The sequence below is a fragment of the Propioniciclava sp. genome (assembly GCF_047602245.1).
GTDB lineage: Bacteria > Actinomycetota > Actinomycetes > Propionibacteriales > Propionibacteriaceae > Propioniciclava.
In genome coordinates this window covers 2,602,175-2,617,533 of sequence record NZ_JASGHT010000001.1, presented here as the reverse complement: position 1 = coordinate 2,617,533, position 15,359 = coordinate 2,602,175, and the positions used below count along the sequence as shown (strand labels likewise).

The following is a 15,359-nucleotide window of genomic DNA, read 5'->3' as shown; positions in this document are numbered from 1 at the left end:
GGGCGAGCGTCAACGGGGGGTGCTGAGGGCATGGCTCAAGAGGGTAACCAGCCCGCGGGAGGGTGACAACGGCGCATCTCGCGGCACTGCGGGAGTCATCCAGGTGAACCGACCTTTACAGAGCCGTAACCGAGACGCTCCGTGTGCGTGGGTACGACTCGGTACATTCCTCCCGCGACCGCTGATCGAGGAGGAACCGTATGAAGACCCGCGCAGGTCTGCTCGTTCTTCCGGGCATGCTCATCCTGGTGGCGGGCCTGATCGTGCCGGCGATCGCGTTCCTGTTCTTCCCGCGCGGCTCCGGCCCAGGTCAGGTGTTCGCCGCGTTCGCCGGCATGTTCTCCGACCCGTTCATGCTCGCGATCCACGCGCGCACGATCTGGATCGGTCTCGTCGTCACCGCGCTGTGTATCCTGCTCGGCTTCCCGATCGCCTACATGCTGGCCCGCAGCAACTCGCGCTGGGTGGGCATGCTGCTGGCGCTGGCGATCTTCCCGCTGCTGTTGTCGAACGTGGTGCGCACCTTCGGCTGGCTGGTGGTGCTCGGCTCGCAAGGCGTCCTCGGACGCCTGCTGACCGGTCTGGGCCTGGTGGAAACGGCACCGCAACTGCTGGCCAGCGAGTTCGCGATCGTGCTCGGCCTGATCCAGTTGTTCCTGCCACTATCGATCATCTCCAGCTATTCGGCGATCGCCCAGGTGGAGCCGACCCTCGACGAGGCGGCCCGCAGCCTGGGCGCCGGCCCGATCCGCACCTTCTGGAGCGTGGTCGTGCCGCTGTCGATGCCCGGCGTGATCGTGGCGGCGACGCTCGTCTTCGCGGGCGCCTGCACCGCCTACACCACGCCCTACCTGCTGGGCGGGTCGAGCGACAAGATGCTCTCCACCCAGCTCTTCTACTACACCGACACCAACATCAACTGGACGATGGCCGCCGCCGTCGCGATGTCGATGACCATCTTGGTGTTCGCGGTCTCCTCGCTGTCCAGCGTGGCCGGACGCCTCGGGAGGACACAGTGACCAACCGCCACCCGATCGCCGCCACCGTGGCCGTCCTGGGCTACGTGATCATGATCGTGCCGATCTTCTTCGTGGTGGCGATCGCGTTCAATGAGGGGTCGACCCTGTCGTTCCCGCCCACGGGGTTGTCGCTGCACTGGTTCGCGGCGGCCCTGACTTACCAGCGGTTCACCGACGGCCTGGTGATGAGCCTGATCGTCGCCCTCACCTCCACCGCGCTCGGCCTGCTGCTCGGCGTCCCGGCCGCGCTCGCGCTGGCCCGCAGCCGGTTCAAGGGACGCGCCGCGGTGCAGCAGTTGTTCTTCTCGCCGCTGATCATTCCCGAGTTGGTGCTCGGCGCCGCCCTCTACCAGCAGCTGGCGATCCCGTTGCGGCTGCAGAACTACCTGCCGGTGCTGATCCTCGGCCACACCATCTTGATGCTGCCCTACGCGGTGCGAGTGACCGGGGCAGCGCTGGCCAACCTGGACGGCCAAGCCGAGGAGGCCGCCCGGATGCTGGGCGCCTCGCCGGTGCGCGCCTTCTTCGACATCACCTTGCCGCTGCTGCGGCCGGGCATCTTCTCGGCGGCGCTGCTCTCGTTCATCACCTCGTTCAACAACGTGCCCCTGTCGCTGCTGCTCACCAAGGGAAGCTCGACGCTGCCGATCGCGATGCTCGACTACGTCGCCCAGGGCATCGACCCGATGATCGCGGCCATGTCGACCCTGATCCTGCTCGGCACCATCGTCATCGCCTTCATCGCCGAACGGACCGTCGGCTTCGCCCAGATCTTCGGAGGAATCAACCGATGAGCGTCCCTGCAGCACAGTTCGTCCACGTCACCCAGCGGTTCGGCGATCTGGTCGCCGTCGACGACATCAGCCTCGACATCGAGCCGGGCAAGCTGACCACGCTGCTGGGCCCGTCCGGGTGCGGCAAGACCACGTCGTTGCGGATGCTGGCCGGCTTCAACCGTCCGACCTCGGGCCAGATCCTGATCAACGGCGAGGAGTGCACCAAGCTGCCGCCGGAGAAGCGCGGCCTGGGCATGGTGTTCCAGCAGTACGCGCTGTTCCCGCACATGACGGTGCGCGACAACGTCGCCTACGGCCTGAAGCTGCGCAAGGTGCCGCTGTCCGAGCGGCATCGCCAGGCCGATGAGGCGCTGGAGTTGGTCGGGTTGAGCGCGCACGCCGACAAGCGTCCCCGGCAGATGTCGGGTGGCCAGCAGCAGCGCGTCGCGCTGGCCCGCGCCATCGCGATCCGGCCGCGCCTGCTGCTGCTCGATGAGCCGCTGTCGGCCCTGGATGCCCGGTTGCGGGTCGAGATGCGCGCCGAGATCCGCCGGATCCAAGCCGAGACCGGCCTGTGCGTCGTCCTGGTCACCCACGACCAGGACGAGGCCCTGGAGTTGTCCGACCAGATGGTGGTGATGCACGCCGGCAAGATCGAGCAGGCGGGGTCGCCCGAAGAGGTGTTCAACCGTCCGGTCAGCCGGTTCATCGCCGAGTTCCTCGGCTATGAGAACTTCTTCACCCTCGCCGATGGCCAGCTGGTGACGGTGCGCCCCGAACGGTTGCGCCTGGCCGGTCCGGACGCCGCGGGCCCGGGCCTGGTGCTGCCCGGCACCGTCGCCGATGTCGCCTTCCGCGGGGTGGATCTGTTGGTGACCAGCGAGGTCGTCGATCCGTCCGGCGCGCGGGTGCGGCTCACCGCCGACCTGCGCGGCGTCCCGGCCGGCAGCATCACCCCCGGGGACCCAGCCGGTGTGAGCATCGCGCCGGAGCACCTGATTCCGATCGCGTCCTGACCGGCCGCAGAGCAATAGACGACCACGGTCGAGCGACCGGGGACGAAGGAAAGGTAACCAGATATGGCATCCACGAAGCGCCTGGCGATGATCGCGGCTTCCGTCGCGGCGATGGCCCTGCCGCTCGCCGCCTGCGGTGGCACGCCCACCCAGACCGCGGCGACCGCGAACAAGACGCTCAAGGTCAGCACCTTCAGCTTCGGGCTGGAGGCGTATGAGGAGTCGATCATCAAGCCGTTCGAGGCCAAGACCGGCATTGACGTCGAGGTCGTCCACGGCCGCAACGCCGAGCGCCTCAACGAGCTGGACGCGACTGGCAACGCCGCCGGCGTCGACGTGATGATCATCACCGACAACTTCGCCGCCCAGGGCCAGGCCAAGAACCTGTTCCAGAAGGTCGACGCGTCCAAGGTTCCGTCGCTGGCCGACGTCGCCGACTTCGCCAAGACCGCCGACTACAACGGTCCGGCCACCACCTACCAGCTCAACGGCGTCGTCTACGACACCCGCAAGCTGGACGCCGCGACGGCGTCCGACTGGGCGCTGTTCGGCAGCCCCGAGGTGAAGGGCAAGGTTGCGCTGCCTGACATCAGCGCGACCGCCGGCCAGCTGGTGGTCTCCGGGCTGGGCACGGCCTACGGTTCGGGCCCGTTCGACTACGACACCGCGATCGGCAAGCTGGTGGAGTGGAAGCCGGGCGTCCTGAAGTTCTACTCGACCACCACCGAGGTCTCGAACCTGATCACCCAGGGCGAAATCGTCGCGGCCGACTCGATCAGCACGTTCGCGGCCACCCTGATCAGCAGCGACAGCAACTACGCGTTCGCCGTGCCGTCGAAGGGTGCCTACATGGCGACCAACCGGGCGATGATCCCCACGGGCGCCGGGAACGTCGAGGGCGCGCACCAGTTCATCGACTTCCTGATGAGCGCCGAGGCCCAGGAGGCCGCCGCGAAGGCGTACAACGACCTGCCGGTGAACACGAAGGTGACCGTCCCCGACACGCTGGTGAAGGCCCTGGGTGACGTCGCGAAGGACCCGGTCGCCGCCGGCTATCAGGTGCTCGATTCCGAGAAGGTGGCCTCCGGCTACAGCGCCCTCGCCGAGCGGTTCACCCGCGAGGTGACGGGCAGCTGAGCCGTCGCTGAACTATCCTGAATGCCGCCCCGGATCGCCTGATCCGGGGCGGCCTTTGTTTTCTGAACCGTTGGGAGCCGCTGAGCGATGACCGCACCGTCCGCCGACCTTCTCCGGGCGATCCCCAAGGTTGATCTGCACTGCCACCTGATCGGCACCGTGCGGGCGTCCACCTTCGCCGAGCTGGCCCGCCGCGAGGGACTGGATCTGCCCGATACTCCCGAGCAGGTGTACGCGTCCTGCAACTCGTTGCCGCCCGACCCGGCGCTGTACCGGAACACCCGCATCCCGGTGCCGCAGGGCCGCTCGGCCGACGAGCCCGAGGTGTCGTATTCGCTGTTCCAGCTGTCGGGCTGGGTGATCGACGTGCTGCGCGACACCGACGACCTGACCCGGATCGTCTACGAGGCGTTCGAGGACGCGCACCGGCTGTCGAACACCCGGCACCTGGAGGTGTCCTTCGACGAGCTCACCCCCCGGCTGGCCCGGATCGGCTACGCCGCCGTGGTGGACGCCTACGCCGAGGGCATCCGGCTGGCCGAGCGCGACTTCGGCATGACCGGACGCCTGCTCGCCGCCATCGACCGGAGCCGGACCGCCGACGAGGCGTTGGCCTGGGTCCGGACCGTCGCCGATGCTCCGCACGAGTACGTGGCCGGCATCGGCCTGGACAATCTGGAGACCGTCGGCCCCCCGGAGCGGTTCGCCGCCGCCTACCGGCTCGCTGGTCAGGCCGGATTGCGGCGGACGGCGCACTCGTCGGAGCACGTGCCAGCCGCCGCCAACACGATCACCTGCCTGGACCTGTTGGGTTGCGACCGCATCGACCACGGCTACTTCGTGCTCGAGGACGACGCCGTCGTGGCCCGGCTGCGCGCCGAGCAGACCCCAATGACGGTGATCTCGACCACCTCGCGCCGCTCCTGGCGGCCGTGGCGGCGGGCGTCCATCAAGGCGATGCTGGACGCCGGGCTGAACGTGATCGCGGCCTCCGACGATCCCGGGATGTTCCCGACCACGCTGGCCTCCGAATACCGGATCCTCGCCGAGGACCTGGCCGTGCCCTACCAGCGGTTGCGCCAGATGGCGTTCGCCGGCGTCGATGCCTGCTGGCTTCCGGACGCCGAGAAGACCGCCCTGCGGGCACGCTTCGAGCACGAGTTCACCGTACTGGAGGCGGCCGACGCCTGATCGGGCCGTCAGGGCGTGCGCTGAGACAACCGTTGCACCGAGTGCGGGGACAAAACGTACTGCAGTGACGATTCAGATGCGTCGGATCAGCACCACGCCGTCGTCGATCGTCGTCGGCGCGCCGTCAGGAGCGGTCGTCTCGCGCGGACGGACCTCGGCGACCACGACCTGCCACCGCTGCGGATCGAGGGCGAGTTGCTCGACCTCCTCCTGCGGCGTGGCGAACCGGTGGTGGTGCGTGTCAGCGGGGTCGGCCCACGGCGGCGGGCCGACGTGCGAGGTGATCAGCAGGTGCCCACCGGGCGCGACGACGTCGGCTGCCTGGCGGAGGATGTCTTCGCGGGGGAGTTCGGCGGGCGAGTGCAGGAAACTCGCGGTGACCAGGTCGAAGGCACCCGCGGGAACGTGGGCGATGTCGGCGACGACGAACCGTGCATTGCCGGCGACGCGCGCGGCGTCCGCGGCCGCCTGGGCGCGGCCGATGGCGGTCGGCGAGATGTCGGCACCGATCGCGTCCCAGCCGTGCTGGGCGAGCCAGATCACGTCGGCGCCCTCACCGCAGCCCAGATCGAGCGCGCGCCCCGGGGTGAGCGTGGCGGCGACCTCGGCAAGCACACGATTCACCTTGCCGGACCACACTTGCTCCGATCCCGCGTACCGCTCCTCCCAGAAGTCGGCCGACGCCACGGTCGGCCACGATCCACCTTTGTGCGCCTCGCCCTCCGCGGCGTGACCAGGATCGCGGTGATCCGCAGACATCGCCGCGTCGAAATCGGCCGTGACCAGGGCGGCGTTGACGGCGGCTCCGGCGAAGGAGCCGACGCCGATGGACAGCGGCACGTTCGCGCCCGGGTTCACCACGTTGCCGACCGCCCAGATGCGGTCGTCGCTGGTCTGGCCCATCGCGTCCACGGCGAGGAACGAGCCCCAGGGCGTGTCGGTGCGGGCGAGGTCCAGCGGGGCCAGGAAGTCATCGCGCGGTCGCGGTGTTCCGGCGGTGAAGAGGGCATCCATCCGGACCTGCCGTCCGTCGCGCAGCCACACGGATTCGAGAGCGGTACCTTCGCCGAGAAGTCCCACCACCGGTTCGGGTTCGAGGACGATACCGCGTGCGCGCAGCCGTTCGGCGGTCTCGGGCTCGAGCGATCCGAGGCCGGCGGTGAAGACGGTGACCCGGTCGCTCCACTGCCGGATCAGCTCGGCCTGGTGCAGTCCGAGCGGCGAGGTGGTGAGGACGCCGAGGTGCTGGTCGCGGACCTCCCAGCCGTGGCAGTACGGGCAGTGCAGCACGGTGACGCCCCAGCGCTCGGCGAGGCCGGGGATGGCCGGCAGCTCATCGGTCAGCCCGGTGGCGACGATCAGCGCCCGCGCGCGCAGCACGGCGCCGTCGGTGGTCGTGATCCGCAGGCCGTCCGGCTCGCGTTCGACACCCATCACGGCACCGGACAGGCGCTCGACCCCGTAGCCCGCCACCTCATCCCAGCTACGGTCGAGGAGTTCGCCCGGGGGCACGCCCTCTTGCCCGAGGACGCCGTGCATATGGGCGGCGAAGCGATTGCGCGGGCTGCCCGCGTCGATCACCAGCGTCCGCCGGCGGGCGCGTCCGAGCATCAACGCCGCCGACAGCCCGGCCGGTCCGCCACCGGCGACGATCACGTCCCAAGAGTTCTGCTGCATGCTGCCCAGCATGAGCGGCATCCGACTAGAATGCAAACAAGTTTGCGGAATCAGCAAGGAGCATCATGGACGGCGAGCTCGCACAGGTAGGCCCGAGACTGCGCTCGGCACGGCAAGCGCGCGGCCTCACCCTGGAAGAACTGGCCACCGGCGCCGGCATCTCGGCCAGCACCCTGTCGCGACTCGAGTCCGGCAAACGGCAGGCCAGCCTGGAACTCCTGCTGCCCCTCACCAAGCGCCTCGGCGTCACCCTGGACGACCTGGTCCGCGTCCACACCGCGGATCCGCGCGTGCGGCGTCCGGTGATTCGCCGCGACGGCATGGTGATCGCACCGCTCGCGCCGGAGCACTCCCCCGTCCTCACCTACAAGATCACCTACCCCGCCGGCGGTGCGCTACCGGAATTGCGCACGCACGACGGTTTCGAATGGCTGTACGTGCTGCAAGGACGCCTCCGGCTGCGGCTGGGCGACCAGGACCTGATTCTCACTCCGGGCGAGGCCGCCGAATTCGACACCCGGACGCCGCACGCCATGTCGGCGCACGGAGGGCGTCCGGCCCAGGTGATCAGCATTTTCAACGAGGCCGGCGCCCGCATGCACACCCACACCACCGACCCGGCCATGCCGGCCGACGCGGCGGACGTGTGACGGAGCGTACGCTCCGTGTTCGCGCGCGGGAAGTGGTCGCCGCGCGGGTGTTGCAGCATGCGCGCGACGGTCGTTAGCCGCGCCAAGCGACGGAGCGTACGCTCCGTCGAACACCGGCGCTCAAACCCGTCCACGTCGCAGGTAGGACCGCAGGCGGCGCATACCCGCGGCGTCCGGACGCCCACCCGGCGCCTCGGCGACCGCCCGTAGCCGACGCTCGGCGACGTCTGGGTCGAGGTCGGTCCCGATCGCGACCAGTTCGCCGGGCTGCGGCGGCGCGGACAGTGCGTCGACGCCGATCATCGAGCCGACGACATTGACCAGGTAGCCGCGCTCCGCCTTGGGGCCGCGCACGCACACCCGGCCTTTGAGCCGATAGGCACCCGAGGGAGGGTCTTCGAGCAGGTCGATCAGCGCGCTCGGGGATACCGGGCGATCCAGGGCCACAGACGCCGCCCGCGCGTGCAGGTGGTCATGCCCGTCGCCGTGGCCATGCCCAGGCCCGTCGCCGCGACCCTGCCCATCGCCGTGACCCTGACCCTCGCCGTGGCGACGGGACGACTGCTCACGGATCAACTGGGCGATCGGCAACTGGTCTTGCGGGTCTTCGGTGTTGGCGGTGTCGAACACCAGCCGGGGGTCGATGCGTCCCTGCCGGGCGATGAGGACCGGAGCGTGCGGATTGCGCAGGCGCACCCGCTGGCGGATGCGTTCTACCATCGCCTCGCGGCCCGCCTCGAGCAGCAGATCGTCCTTGCCGATCACCACGAGGGTCGCCGCCGCGTAGCGGGCCGGCGGGCGCGGCCACAGGTCGAGGGTGCGGAAGTGTTCGACGGCGTCGATCACCTCGACGATCCCGCCGGGCCGGACGCGGTCGACGCGGCTGAACCGGATCATTCGGGCCAGCACGAGCGGATCGGCCACGCCGCTGGCCTCCACCAGGATCGCATCCAAGCGCAAGCGCGGATGCGCGAGCTTCTCCAGCGCCGCGTCGAGACCGCCGGCGTCCGGCAGGCAGCACAAACACCCGCCCGAGATGGACGCCGCCTCGTCGATCTGGCCACTCACCAGCGCGGCGTCCACATTGAGGGTGCCGAAGTCGTTGACGACCACGCCCAGGCGCGCGCCGGGCGTCCGCAGCAGATGGTTGAGCAGGCTGGTCTTGCCCGCACCGAGGTAGCCGGTGAGCGCGACGACGGGCACGCGTCCCTCGGACACCTCGGGATCTCGTCGCACACTCATTAGATCAGATGATACCCATTATCATTTAGAACGAAGAGGTGGCCCCACCCAGCCGCACGACCCCATCCGCACTCGAACTAAGGCTAGCCTTACTACGGTCGGCGACTCGGCTCCCACCGATAGGAGCACGCTGGACGTCCCCAAGAAACGCGAGGAATCGAATGACCACCCCGATCCCCACCACGCCGTCGGCGAGCGACCCGGCGGCGGCGCGGCCGCAGATCCCGTTGCTGCTCGGGGCGGTGTTCTTGGCGTACCTCGGCCAGCAGACGCTCAATCCCATCATCGCCCCGTTGTCCCGCGAGGTCGGGCTCGCCGAATGGCAGATCGGGGTGACGATCAGCACGGCCGCAGTGATGGTGGTGCTGACCAGCCAGTTCTGGGGGCGGCGTTCGCAGTCGTGGGGACGCAAGCCCGTGCTGGTCGCGGCGTTCGCCCTGACCTGCATCACGATGATCCTCTTCGCGGCCCTGGCCTGGATGGGCATGACGGGCGCCCTCACCGGCGCGGCCCTGTTCGCGTCCTTCGTGCTGTTGCGCGGCGTTGCCTTCGGCACCGCGATCGCGGCGGTGCCACCGACCGCGCAGGCCTACATCGCCGACGTCACCACCGACGAGACCGCCCGGGTCAAGGGCATGTCCGGGGTGGGAGCGGTGCAGGGTATCGCGATGGTGGGCGGCGCGGTGCTCGGGGGCGTCTTGTCGGCGTTCGGCCTGATGGCTCCGCTGATCGCGGTGCCGGTCCTGCTGGCGGCGGGGCTCGCGCTCCTCGCCCTGCGGTTGCGCCGCGAGCCGCGCCATGAACTGATCGAGACCCCGGCACGGGTGAGCCCGTTCGACACGCGGGTATGGCCGTTCCTGGTGGCCGGGTTCGGCATGTTCACCGCGCTCGGTTTCGTGCAGGTGATCACCGGGTTCCTCGTGCAGGACCGCCTCGGCTTGGACGCCTCGTCCACCGGCCTAGTCACCGGCGGCGCGCTGCTCACCGCAGGACTCGGCATGATCGTGGCCCAGGGCGTGGTCGTTCCGCGTAGCGGCTGGGCGCCGGCCACGCTGCTACGCGTGGGCGTCACCACCGCACTCGCGGGCTTCCTCACCCTGATCATGAGAGGCCGGCCCGGTCCCACTGTTCGCCGGCGTCCTGCTCATTGGCCTCGGCCTGGGCATCGCGACGCCCGGCTACACGGCGGGCACCAGCCTGTTGGTCAGCCGCGAGGAGCAGGGCGGCCTGGCCGGGTTGATCGGCGCGACCAACGGACTGACCTTCGTGATCGCCCCCACCGCGGGCACCGCGCTCTACGGCCTCTGGTCGCCTTTGCCGATCATCGCGGGTGCAATCCTGATGGGCGCCGTCGCGGTGTTCGTCTTCACCCACGCCCGATTCCGGCGGATGCCCGTCGGCTGAGGCCGTCCGCCGGGTTCGCTTCCAGGCGGACGCCCCACGCAGCCTGGGCATCCGGCCGCTGGCACCACGCGTCCGGACGTGCGCTCAGGCGCCGGCAACCCGGCGCTTCAGCGCGGCCGCGGCCTTGAACGCGGGCACCTTCGCGGCAGCGATCTCCATCGCTTCGCCGGTCTGCGGATTGCGGCCGGCGCGGGCGGCGCGTTCGCGGCGCTCGAAGGTGCCGAAACCGGCCAGCGTCACGCTCTCACCCCGGGCGAGCGCGGAGCCGATCACATCCAGCGCGGCGGCGATGGTCACCTCGGTCTCGCGTTCGGTCAGCTCGGTGACGGCGGCAACGTCGGCGACGAGTTCGGATCGGTTCATGGGTTACTCCTATCGGTGGGACGGTCCGCGCGAAGGGCCGGCGGAGGAGACACCAACCGTCGGCCATCAGCGAGGACGCCCCGTTGAGAACAGTTCGCAATAAGCCTAGCAGGGCGCCCCTCGGCACCCCGGAGGTGATGACCCGGGCCGCCACCCAGCAGCCGGACGCCGCCCAGCAGGGACGGCCGCCGCTCAGCAGAGATGAACCCGGACCGAGCGGGCCACCTCCCGGCTCAAAGCGGCCGCAGCACCGGAATTACTCAGGTCGACGACGCCGGTGGACTCGCTGTTGCCGGCCACCTCCACCACCGCGCCCGGGGTGAGCCCGAGTCCCTCGAGATGCCGCAGGAGGTCGGGGTCGGAATCGGCGACGCGCACGATCTGCACGCGCGTTCCGGCGTCCACCGTGTCGAGCGTCACATACCCCGCCGCCGGCAGGTGACCGTCGGCGGCCGGGATCGGATCACCGTGCGGGTCGGCGTCCGGATGACCGAGGCGGGCATCCAACCGATCGATGAACAGGTCCGAGACGGAGTGCTCCAGCACCTCCGCCTCGTCGTGCACCTCGTCCCAGCCGTAGCCGAGATAGTCGACCAGGAAGGTCTCGATCAGGCGATGTTTGCGGACGATCGCGAGCGCGATCCGGCGGCCCTCGGGGGTCAGCTCGATCGCACCGTAGCGGGCGTGGGTCAGCAGGCCGCGTTCGGTGAGCTTGCGCACCGATTCCGATACCGAGGACGGCGCCAGCCCCAAGCGCGAGGCGAGCACCGTCACGGTGACGGGACGCTCGGACCACTCAGCGGCGTTCCAGACCGCCTTGAGATAGTTCTCGGTCACCGCGGACTCGGCCATGCTCCTCCTGATCGACGTGCGCACTCTCGGCGTGCGCGCTCCGGGAGCCCGTCGCGGACGCCCGCCGCCGTGCGGCGAACCGGCGGGCGACGAGCCCATGACGGGGAGCGAACAGGAAGGCGGCCGCGAAGGCCACCCCCTGGACGATGACCACCAAACCACCAGGCGACGCGTCGAGCCAGTAGCTGAGGTAGATCCCCACGATCGAGCATACGGCCGACAGGCTCGGCGCGATCACGAGCATCCGCGCGAAGCGGTCGGTCAGCAGGTACGCGGTCGCCCCGGGAATGATCAGCATGGCGACGACGAGGATGACGCCGACCACCTGCAGCGCCACCACCGAGGTGAGCGCGAGCAGGCCGAGCAGCAGCGCGCCCAGCAGCTTGGGCGAGAGCCCGAGCGCATGCGCGTGCGTCGGGTCGAAGGCGTACAGGACCAGGTCCCGGCGCTTGACCAGCAGCACCACGACCACGACACACGCCAGCGCACCGACCTGGGCCAGGTCGCTGCCGGACACGCCGAGGATGTTGCCGAAGATAATGTGATTGAGGTCGGTCTGGCTCGGTGTGACGCTGATCAGCACTAGGCCGAGCGCGAACAGGGTGGTGAAGACGATGCCGATCGCGGCGTCCTCCTTGACCCGCCCCGCACCTTGGACGACGCCGATGAGCGCGACCGCGACGAAGCCGAACGCGACCGCCCCGACCGCGAACGGCGCCCCCAGGATGTAGGCGATCACCACGCCGGGCAGGACGGCGTGCGACACGGCGTCCCCCATCAGCGACCAGCCGATCAGCACCAGCCAGCACGACAGCAGCGCGCAGGCGACCGCGGCGATCACGGTGGTGACCAGAGCCCGGACCATGAAGTCGTAGCCGAGCGGGACGAGGAGGAGGTCGAGCAGGTTCATGCGGCCCCCTCGGCCGGGTCGAGCACGTCGAGGCCGAAGGCAAGGGCGAGGTTCTCCGGGCGGAGCACCTGATCCACGCTCGCGTGCAGCAGCACCCGGCGCATGAGCAGGACGGCCTCGTCGGCCAGCCGCGGCAGCGCGTGCAGGTCGTGCGTCGAGACGAAGACGGTGGTGCCGTCGTCGGCCAGCTCGCGCAGCAGCCGGACGATGGTGGCCTCGCTGCGCTTGTCGACGCCGGCGAACGGCTCGTCGAGCAGCAGTGTCCGGGCGCCTTGGGCGATGCCGCGCGCGACGAACGCCCGCTTCTTCTGCCCGCCGGACAACTGCCCGATCTGCCGGCCGGCATACTCGGCGAGCCCGACGCGGTCGATCGCTTCCCCGACCGCGCGCCGGTCGGCCGCCGTGGGTCGCCGGGTGAATCCCTGGCGGGCGTAGCGGCCCATCATCACCACGTCACGCACGCTGACCGGGAAGGCCCAGTCGACGTCCTCGCTCTGCGGAACGTATCCGAGCAGGCCGGTGGCACGCGCTTCGGCGGGCGGGAGGCCTCCGATCGCCACTGTCCCGCCGTCGGGGCGGACCATGCCCATGATGGCTTTGAACAGGGTGGACTTGCCCGAGCCGTTCACACCGACCAGCCCGATCACCCGGCCGGACGGCACCTCAAGATCGACCCCGTCGAGCGCGAGCACCGGCCCGTAGCGGACGGTGAGGCCAGCGACCGCGATGCCCGCGCTCATGACCGCCGTCCGGTCAAGCCCGCGGCGATGGTGTCCGCGTCGTAGCGGATCAGGTCGAGGTAGGTGGGCACCGGACCGTCCGCGCCAGACAGGGAGTCGACGTACAGCGTGCCGCCGAAGCTGGCACCGGTCACCTCGACCACCTGCCGCATCGGCTTGTCCGACACGGTCGATTCGCAGAACACCGCCGGCACCTCGTTGGCGCGCACGAACTCGATCGTGGACGCGATCTGCTGCGGCGTGGCCTGCTGTTCGGCGTTGACCGGCCAGATGTACTTCTCGGTCAGCCCCGCGTCGCGGGCGAGGTAGGAAAAGGCACCCTCACAGGTGACCAGTGCCCGCTGATTCGCGGGGAGTGCGGCCAGTTCGGCGGTGAGGTCGTCCTGCACCTTCTGGAGTTCGGCCTGGTAGGCGGCGGCGTTGGCCCGGTACTCGGCGGCGTGCGCAGGGTCGAGGTCGGCGAAGGCGTCCGCCATCGTGCCGGCATAGGACTGCACGTTCACCGGGCTCATCCAGGCGTGCGGGTTGGGCTTGCCCGCGTAGGCGTCCTCGGTGATGTCCATCGGCGTCACCCCGTGCGAAACGACGACATGCGGCACGTCGAGACCTTCGACGAACTGGCCGAACCACAGCTCCAGGTTGAGGCCGTTGTCGAGGATCAGGTCGGCATCGGACGCCTTCGCGATGTCTTGCGGCGTGGGCTCGTAGCCGTGGATCTCGGCGCCCGGCTTGGTGATCGACTCGACCACCAGGTGCTCGCCGGCCACATTCTGAGCGATGTCGGCGAGCACGGTGAACGTGGTCAGCACAACCGGTTTCGCGGCGGGGGTGGGGCTCGGCGCCGCGAGGGGTGGCGCCGAGCAGCCGGACGCGAGCAGGGCCGCGAGCGCGACACAGGCGAGGGCGGCACGGAGGGGGGATCGGCGGTGAGCAAGGTTCGGCATACCCGGAACGATAAGTTTTCGGTGCACCGAAAACAAGTTGTCGTGAGCTCGAATCTTAGATCCGAGGACCCGCTTGACACCTCCGCCGAACCGAGGCATGATCACTACATCATATTGAGAATCGTTCTCAACGATAGTTCCGGTGGGCACCGGAACGAGAGGGCAGAGGCGAGGTGAGACATGGGTATCGCTCCGGCGAACCGGTCCGCTCAGCCTGGCCATCACCCTCCGGCCCGGTCACGCTCGTGCCGCGCGACGAACAACCGGCCGGGTGACCACCGCAGGCACGTCCACACCCGCGGCCACCTGGCCGAGCATGGCAGCCTGCGCTGTGGCTGCGGGCCCGAGTCACTGCCCCTCGCCGCCGCGATGCAGGTCGGATGTCCGGCACGCGAGGGGCAGTGGCGCCCGCTGCGCCGCCAGCACACCGGCTTCGTGCTGACCCACTTCATCTATTCGGACCGATGGATCTGACCTCGGCCCCACCGCGCCCGACGAACGTCGCGGCGGCCTGACGTCCCTGCGCAACACGGACGCGGCCCGGCCGAGGTGCCTCCACCCCCCACCGACGCCACCGAGGCCTCGGCGAAGCCCGGCGCGACGCGCCTGATCACGCCGGAACCCTCAGCACCAAAACGAAGGAAACACATCATGTCCGTTCTCACCCCCGACCGTCTCGACGAGACGGCCACCACGCCCCGCAAGGCCCGTCGCGGCATCCTGCGCACCGTCACCACGCTCGCCGCAGCAGGCATCGTGGCGGTCGCCGGTTCCGGCGTCGCGCACGCGGCCCCGATCACCTCCGGCGAATTCGACTTCGTGTCGGCCAGGATCGTCGGCAGCTCGTGGCAGCTCGGGAGTTACGACCACGGCACTGAGCAGCCGATCAGCACGCCGGCCGACGGCTGGCAGGTGCCCGCGTCCCAGAACAATCTGATCCCCGCCGACGACGGCGGCAACCCGACGATCTACCCCCTCTCCGGGGGCGGGCTCCGCAACGAGACGGGCACTGCCGCCAAGCTCACCCTCTACTCGGTCAGCCATCCGGGCACGGGGACGGGCCAGCTCACGATCAAGCTGCCCGGGACGACCGGCGCCACCAAGTACAAGTGGACCGAGACTGGCGGCGTGGTGACCAACAACACCGCGTTGCCGGCCAACTTCCACGACCACTACAACTGGCAGTTCGGTGCCGATGGCGTCTACTACGTCACGTTCAAGGTGGAGTCCGCGTCGGGGACCACCCCCACCGTGGCCTACAAGACGTACAAGTTCGACGTGAAGTGACGCGTTCCCCACTCCGCTAGCGGGCGGAGCGTCGGGGCGGCGGCCATCTCGGCCCGCCGCCCCGATGTTGCCGCCTATCCCCGATCCAGAAGACCCGCCCCTGATGTCCGCAGCACTCTCGTACCGACGGAAAGTCACCACCGGTGAACAC

15 protein-coding genes are annotated in these 15,359 nt (G+C 69.6%); 8 read left to right on the top strand and 7 right to left on the bottom strand.

What is annotated here, in order from left to right; all coding sequences use genetic code 11:
• Nucleotides 1–200 precede the first annotated feature (200 nt).
• From QM708_RS12405 to QM708_RS12385, 5 genes are all read left to right on the top strand, one after another.
• On the top strand, nucleotides 201–1,019 hold the full coding sequence (locus QM708_RS12405) for an ABC transporter permease (protein WP_415108915.1): 819 nt from the start codon (nucleotides 201–203) through the stop codon (nucleotides 1,017–1,019).
• On the top strand, nucleotides 1,016–1,813 hold the full coding sequence (locus tag QM708_RS12400; RefSeq protein ID WP_415108912.1) for an ABC transporter permease: 798 nt from the start codon (nucleotides 1,016–1,018) through the stop codon (nucleotides 1,811–1,813). Before QM708_RS12405 ends, QM708_RS12400 begins: the two co-directional genes overlap by 4 nt.
• Nucleotides 1,810–2,811 carry an ABC transporter ATP-binding protein gene (locus QM708_RS12395; protein WP_415108909.1) on the top strand — a complete coding sequence of 334 codons (1,002 nt, stop codon included), beginning with the start codon at nucleotides 1,810–1,812 and terminating at the stop codon, nucleotides 2,809–2,811. Before QM708_RS12400 ends, QM708_RS12395 begins: the two co-directional genes overlap by 4 nt.
• 63 nt (nucleotides 2,812–2,874) lie before the next feature.
• Nucleotides 2,875–3,948, top strand: a complete 1,074-nt coding sequence (locus tag QM708_RS12390) for an ABC transporter substrate-binding protein (RefSeq protein WP_415108906.1) — start codon at nucleotides 2,875–2,877, stop codon at nucleotides 3,946–3,948.
• Nucleotides 3,949–4,035: 87 nt separating this feature from the next.
• Nucleotides 4,036–5,139 (top strand): adenosine deaminase family protein, encoded by a 1,104-nt coding sequence (locus QM708_RS12385; protein ID WP_415108904.1) that lies wholly within the window; start codon nucleotides 4,036–4,038, stop codon nucleotides 5,137–5,139.
• A gap of 72 nt (nucleotides 5,140–5,211) precedes the next feature.
• Here the strand turns inward: QM708_RS12385 and QM708_RS12380 are convergent, their stop codons facing one another.
• Nucleotides 5,212–6,837, bottom strand: coding sequence for an FAD-dependent oxidoreductase (locus QM708_RS12380; RefSeq protein WP_415108901.1), 1,626 nt, complete (start codon nucleotides 6,835–6,837; stop codon nucleotides 5,212–5,214).
• A 44-nt stretch (nucleotides 6,838–6,881) separates the two neighbouring features.
• On the opposite strand from QM708_RS12380, the gene QM708_RS12375 reads away from it, so the two are divergent.
• A complete protein-coding gene (locus tag QM708_RS12375) occupies nucleotides 6,882–7,466 on the top strand; it encodes a helix-turn-helix domain-containing protein (protein WP_415108898.1) in 585 nt (194 codons plus the stop codon).
• 120 nt (nucleotides 7,467–7,586) lie between these two features.
• Here QM708_RS12375 and QM708_RS12370 read toward each other — a convergent pair whose 3' ends face one another.
• Entirely contained in the window at nucleotides 7,587–8,708 is a 1,122-nt protein-coding gene (locus QM708_RS12370) for a CobW family GTP-binding protein (RefSeq protein WP_415108896.1), read from the bottom strand.
• Between the two features lie 161 nt (nucleotides 8,709–8,869).
• Here QM708_RS12370 and QM708_RS12365 point away from each other — a divergent pair, with 161 nt between their 5' ends.
• Complete coding sequence (locus QM708_RS12365; RefSeq protein WP_415108893.1) at nucleotides 8,870–10,240, top strand: MFS transporter; 1,371 nt, start codon at nucleotides 8,870–8,872, stop codon at nucleotides 10,238–10,240.
• Here QM708_RS12365 and QM708_RS12360 read toward each other — a convergent pair.
• The 5 genes from QM708_RS12360 to QM708_RS12340 form a co-directional block, all read right to left on the bottom strand.
• On the bottom strand, nucleotides 10,197–10,475 hold the full coding sequence (locus QM708_RS12360) for an HU family DNA-binding protein (protein WP_415108890.1): 279 nt from the start codon (nucleotides 10,473–10,475) through the stop codon (nucleotides 10,197–10,199). The two genes, QM708_RS12365 and QM708_RS12360, sit on opposite strands and share 44 nt — an antisense overlap.
• 192 nt (nucleotides 10,476–10,667) lie before the next feature.
• Nucleotides 10,668–11,327, bottom strand: coding sequence for a metal-dependent transcriptional regulator (locus QM708_RS12355; RefSeq protein ID WP_415108887.1), 660 nt, complete (start codon nucleotides 11,325–11,327; stop codon nucleotides 10,668–10,670).
• The gene (locus tag QM708_RS12350) at nucleotides 11,272–12,237 is read right to left on the bottom strand and encodes a metal ABC transporter permease (protein ID WP_415108884.1); all 966 of its coding nucleotides are present in this window, start codon (nucleotides 12,235–12,237) and stop codon (nucleotides 11,272–11,274) included. Before QM708_RS12350 ends, QM708_RS12355 begins: the two co-directional genes overlap by 56 nt.
• The gene (locus QM708_RS12345; RefSeq protein WP_415108881.1) at nucleotides 12,234–12,977 is read right to left on the bottom strand and encodes a metal ABC transporter ATP-binding protein; all 744 of its coding nucleotides are present in this window, start codon (nucleotides 12,975–12,977) and stop codon (nucleotides 12,234–12,236) included. The genes QM708_RS12350 and QM708_RS12345 overlap by 4 nt, the downstream gene beginning before the upstream one ends.
• Complete coding sequence (locus QM708_RS12340; RefSeq protein ID WP_415108878.1) at nucleotides 12,974–13,921, bottom strand: metal ABC transporter substrate-binding protein; 948 nt, start codon at nucleotides 13,919–13,921, stop codon at nucleotides 12,974–12,976. Before QM708_RS12340 ends, QM708_RS12345 begins: the two co-directional genes overlap by 4 nt.
• Before the next feature lie 651 nt (nucleotides 13,922–14,572).
• Here QM708_RS12340 and QM708_RS12335 point away from each other — a divergent pair.
• Nucleotides 14,573–15,208: a hypothetical protein gene (locus QM708_RS12335; protein WP_415108875.1), complete on the top strand. Its 636-nt coding sequence runs from the start codon at nucleotides 14,573–14,575 to the stop codon at nucleotides 15,206–15,208.
• The last annotated feature ends 151 nt before the right edge of the window (nucleotides 15,209–15,359 follow it).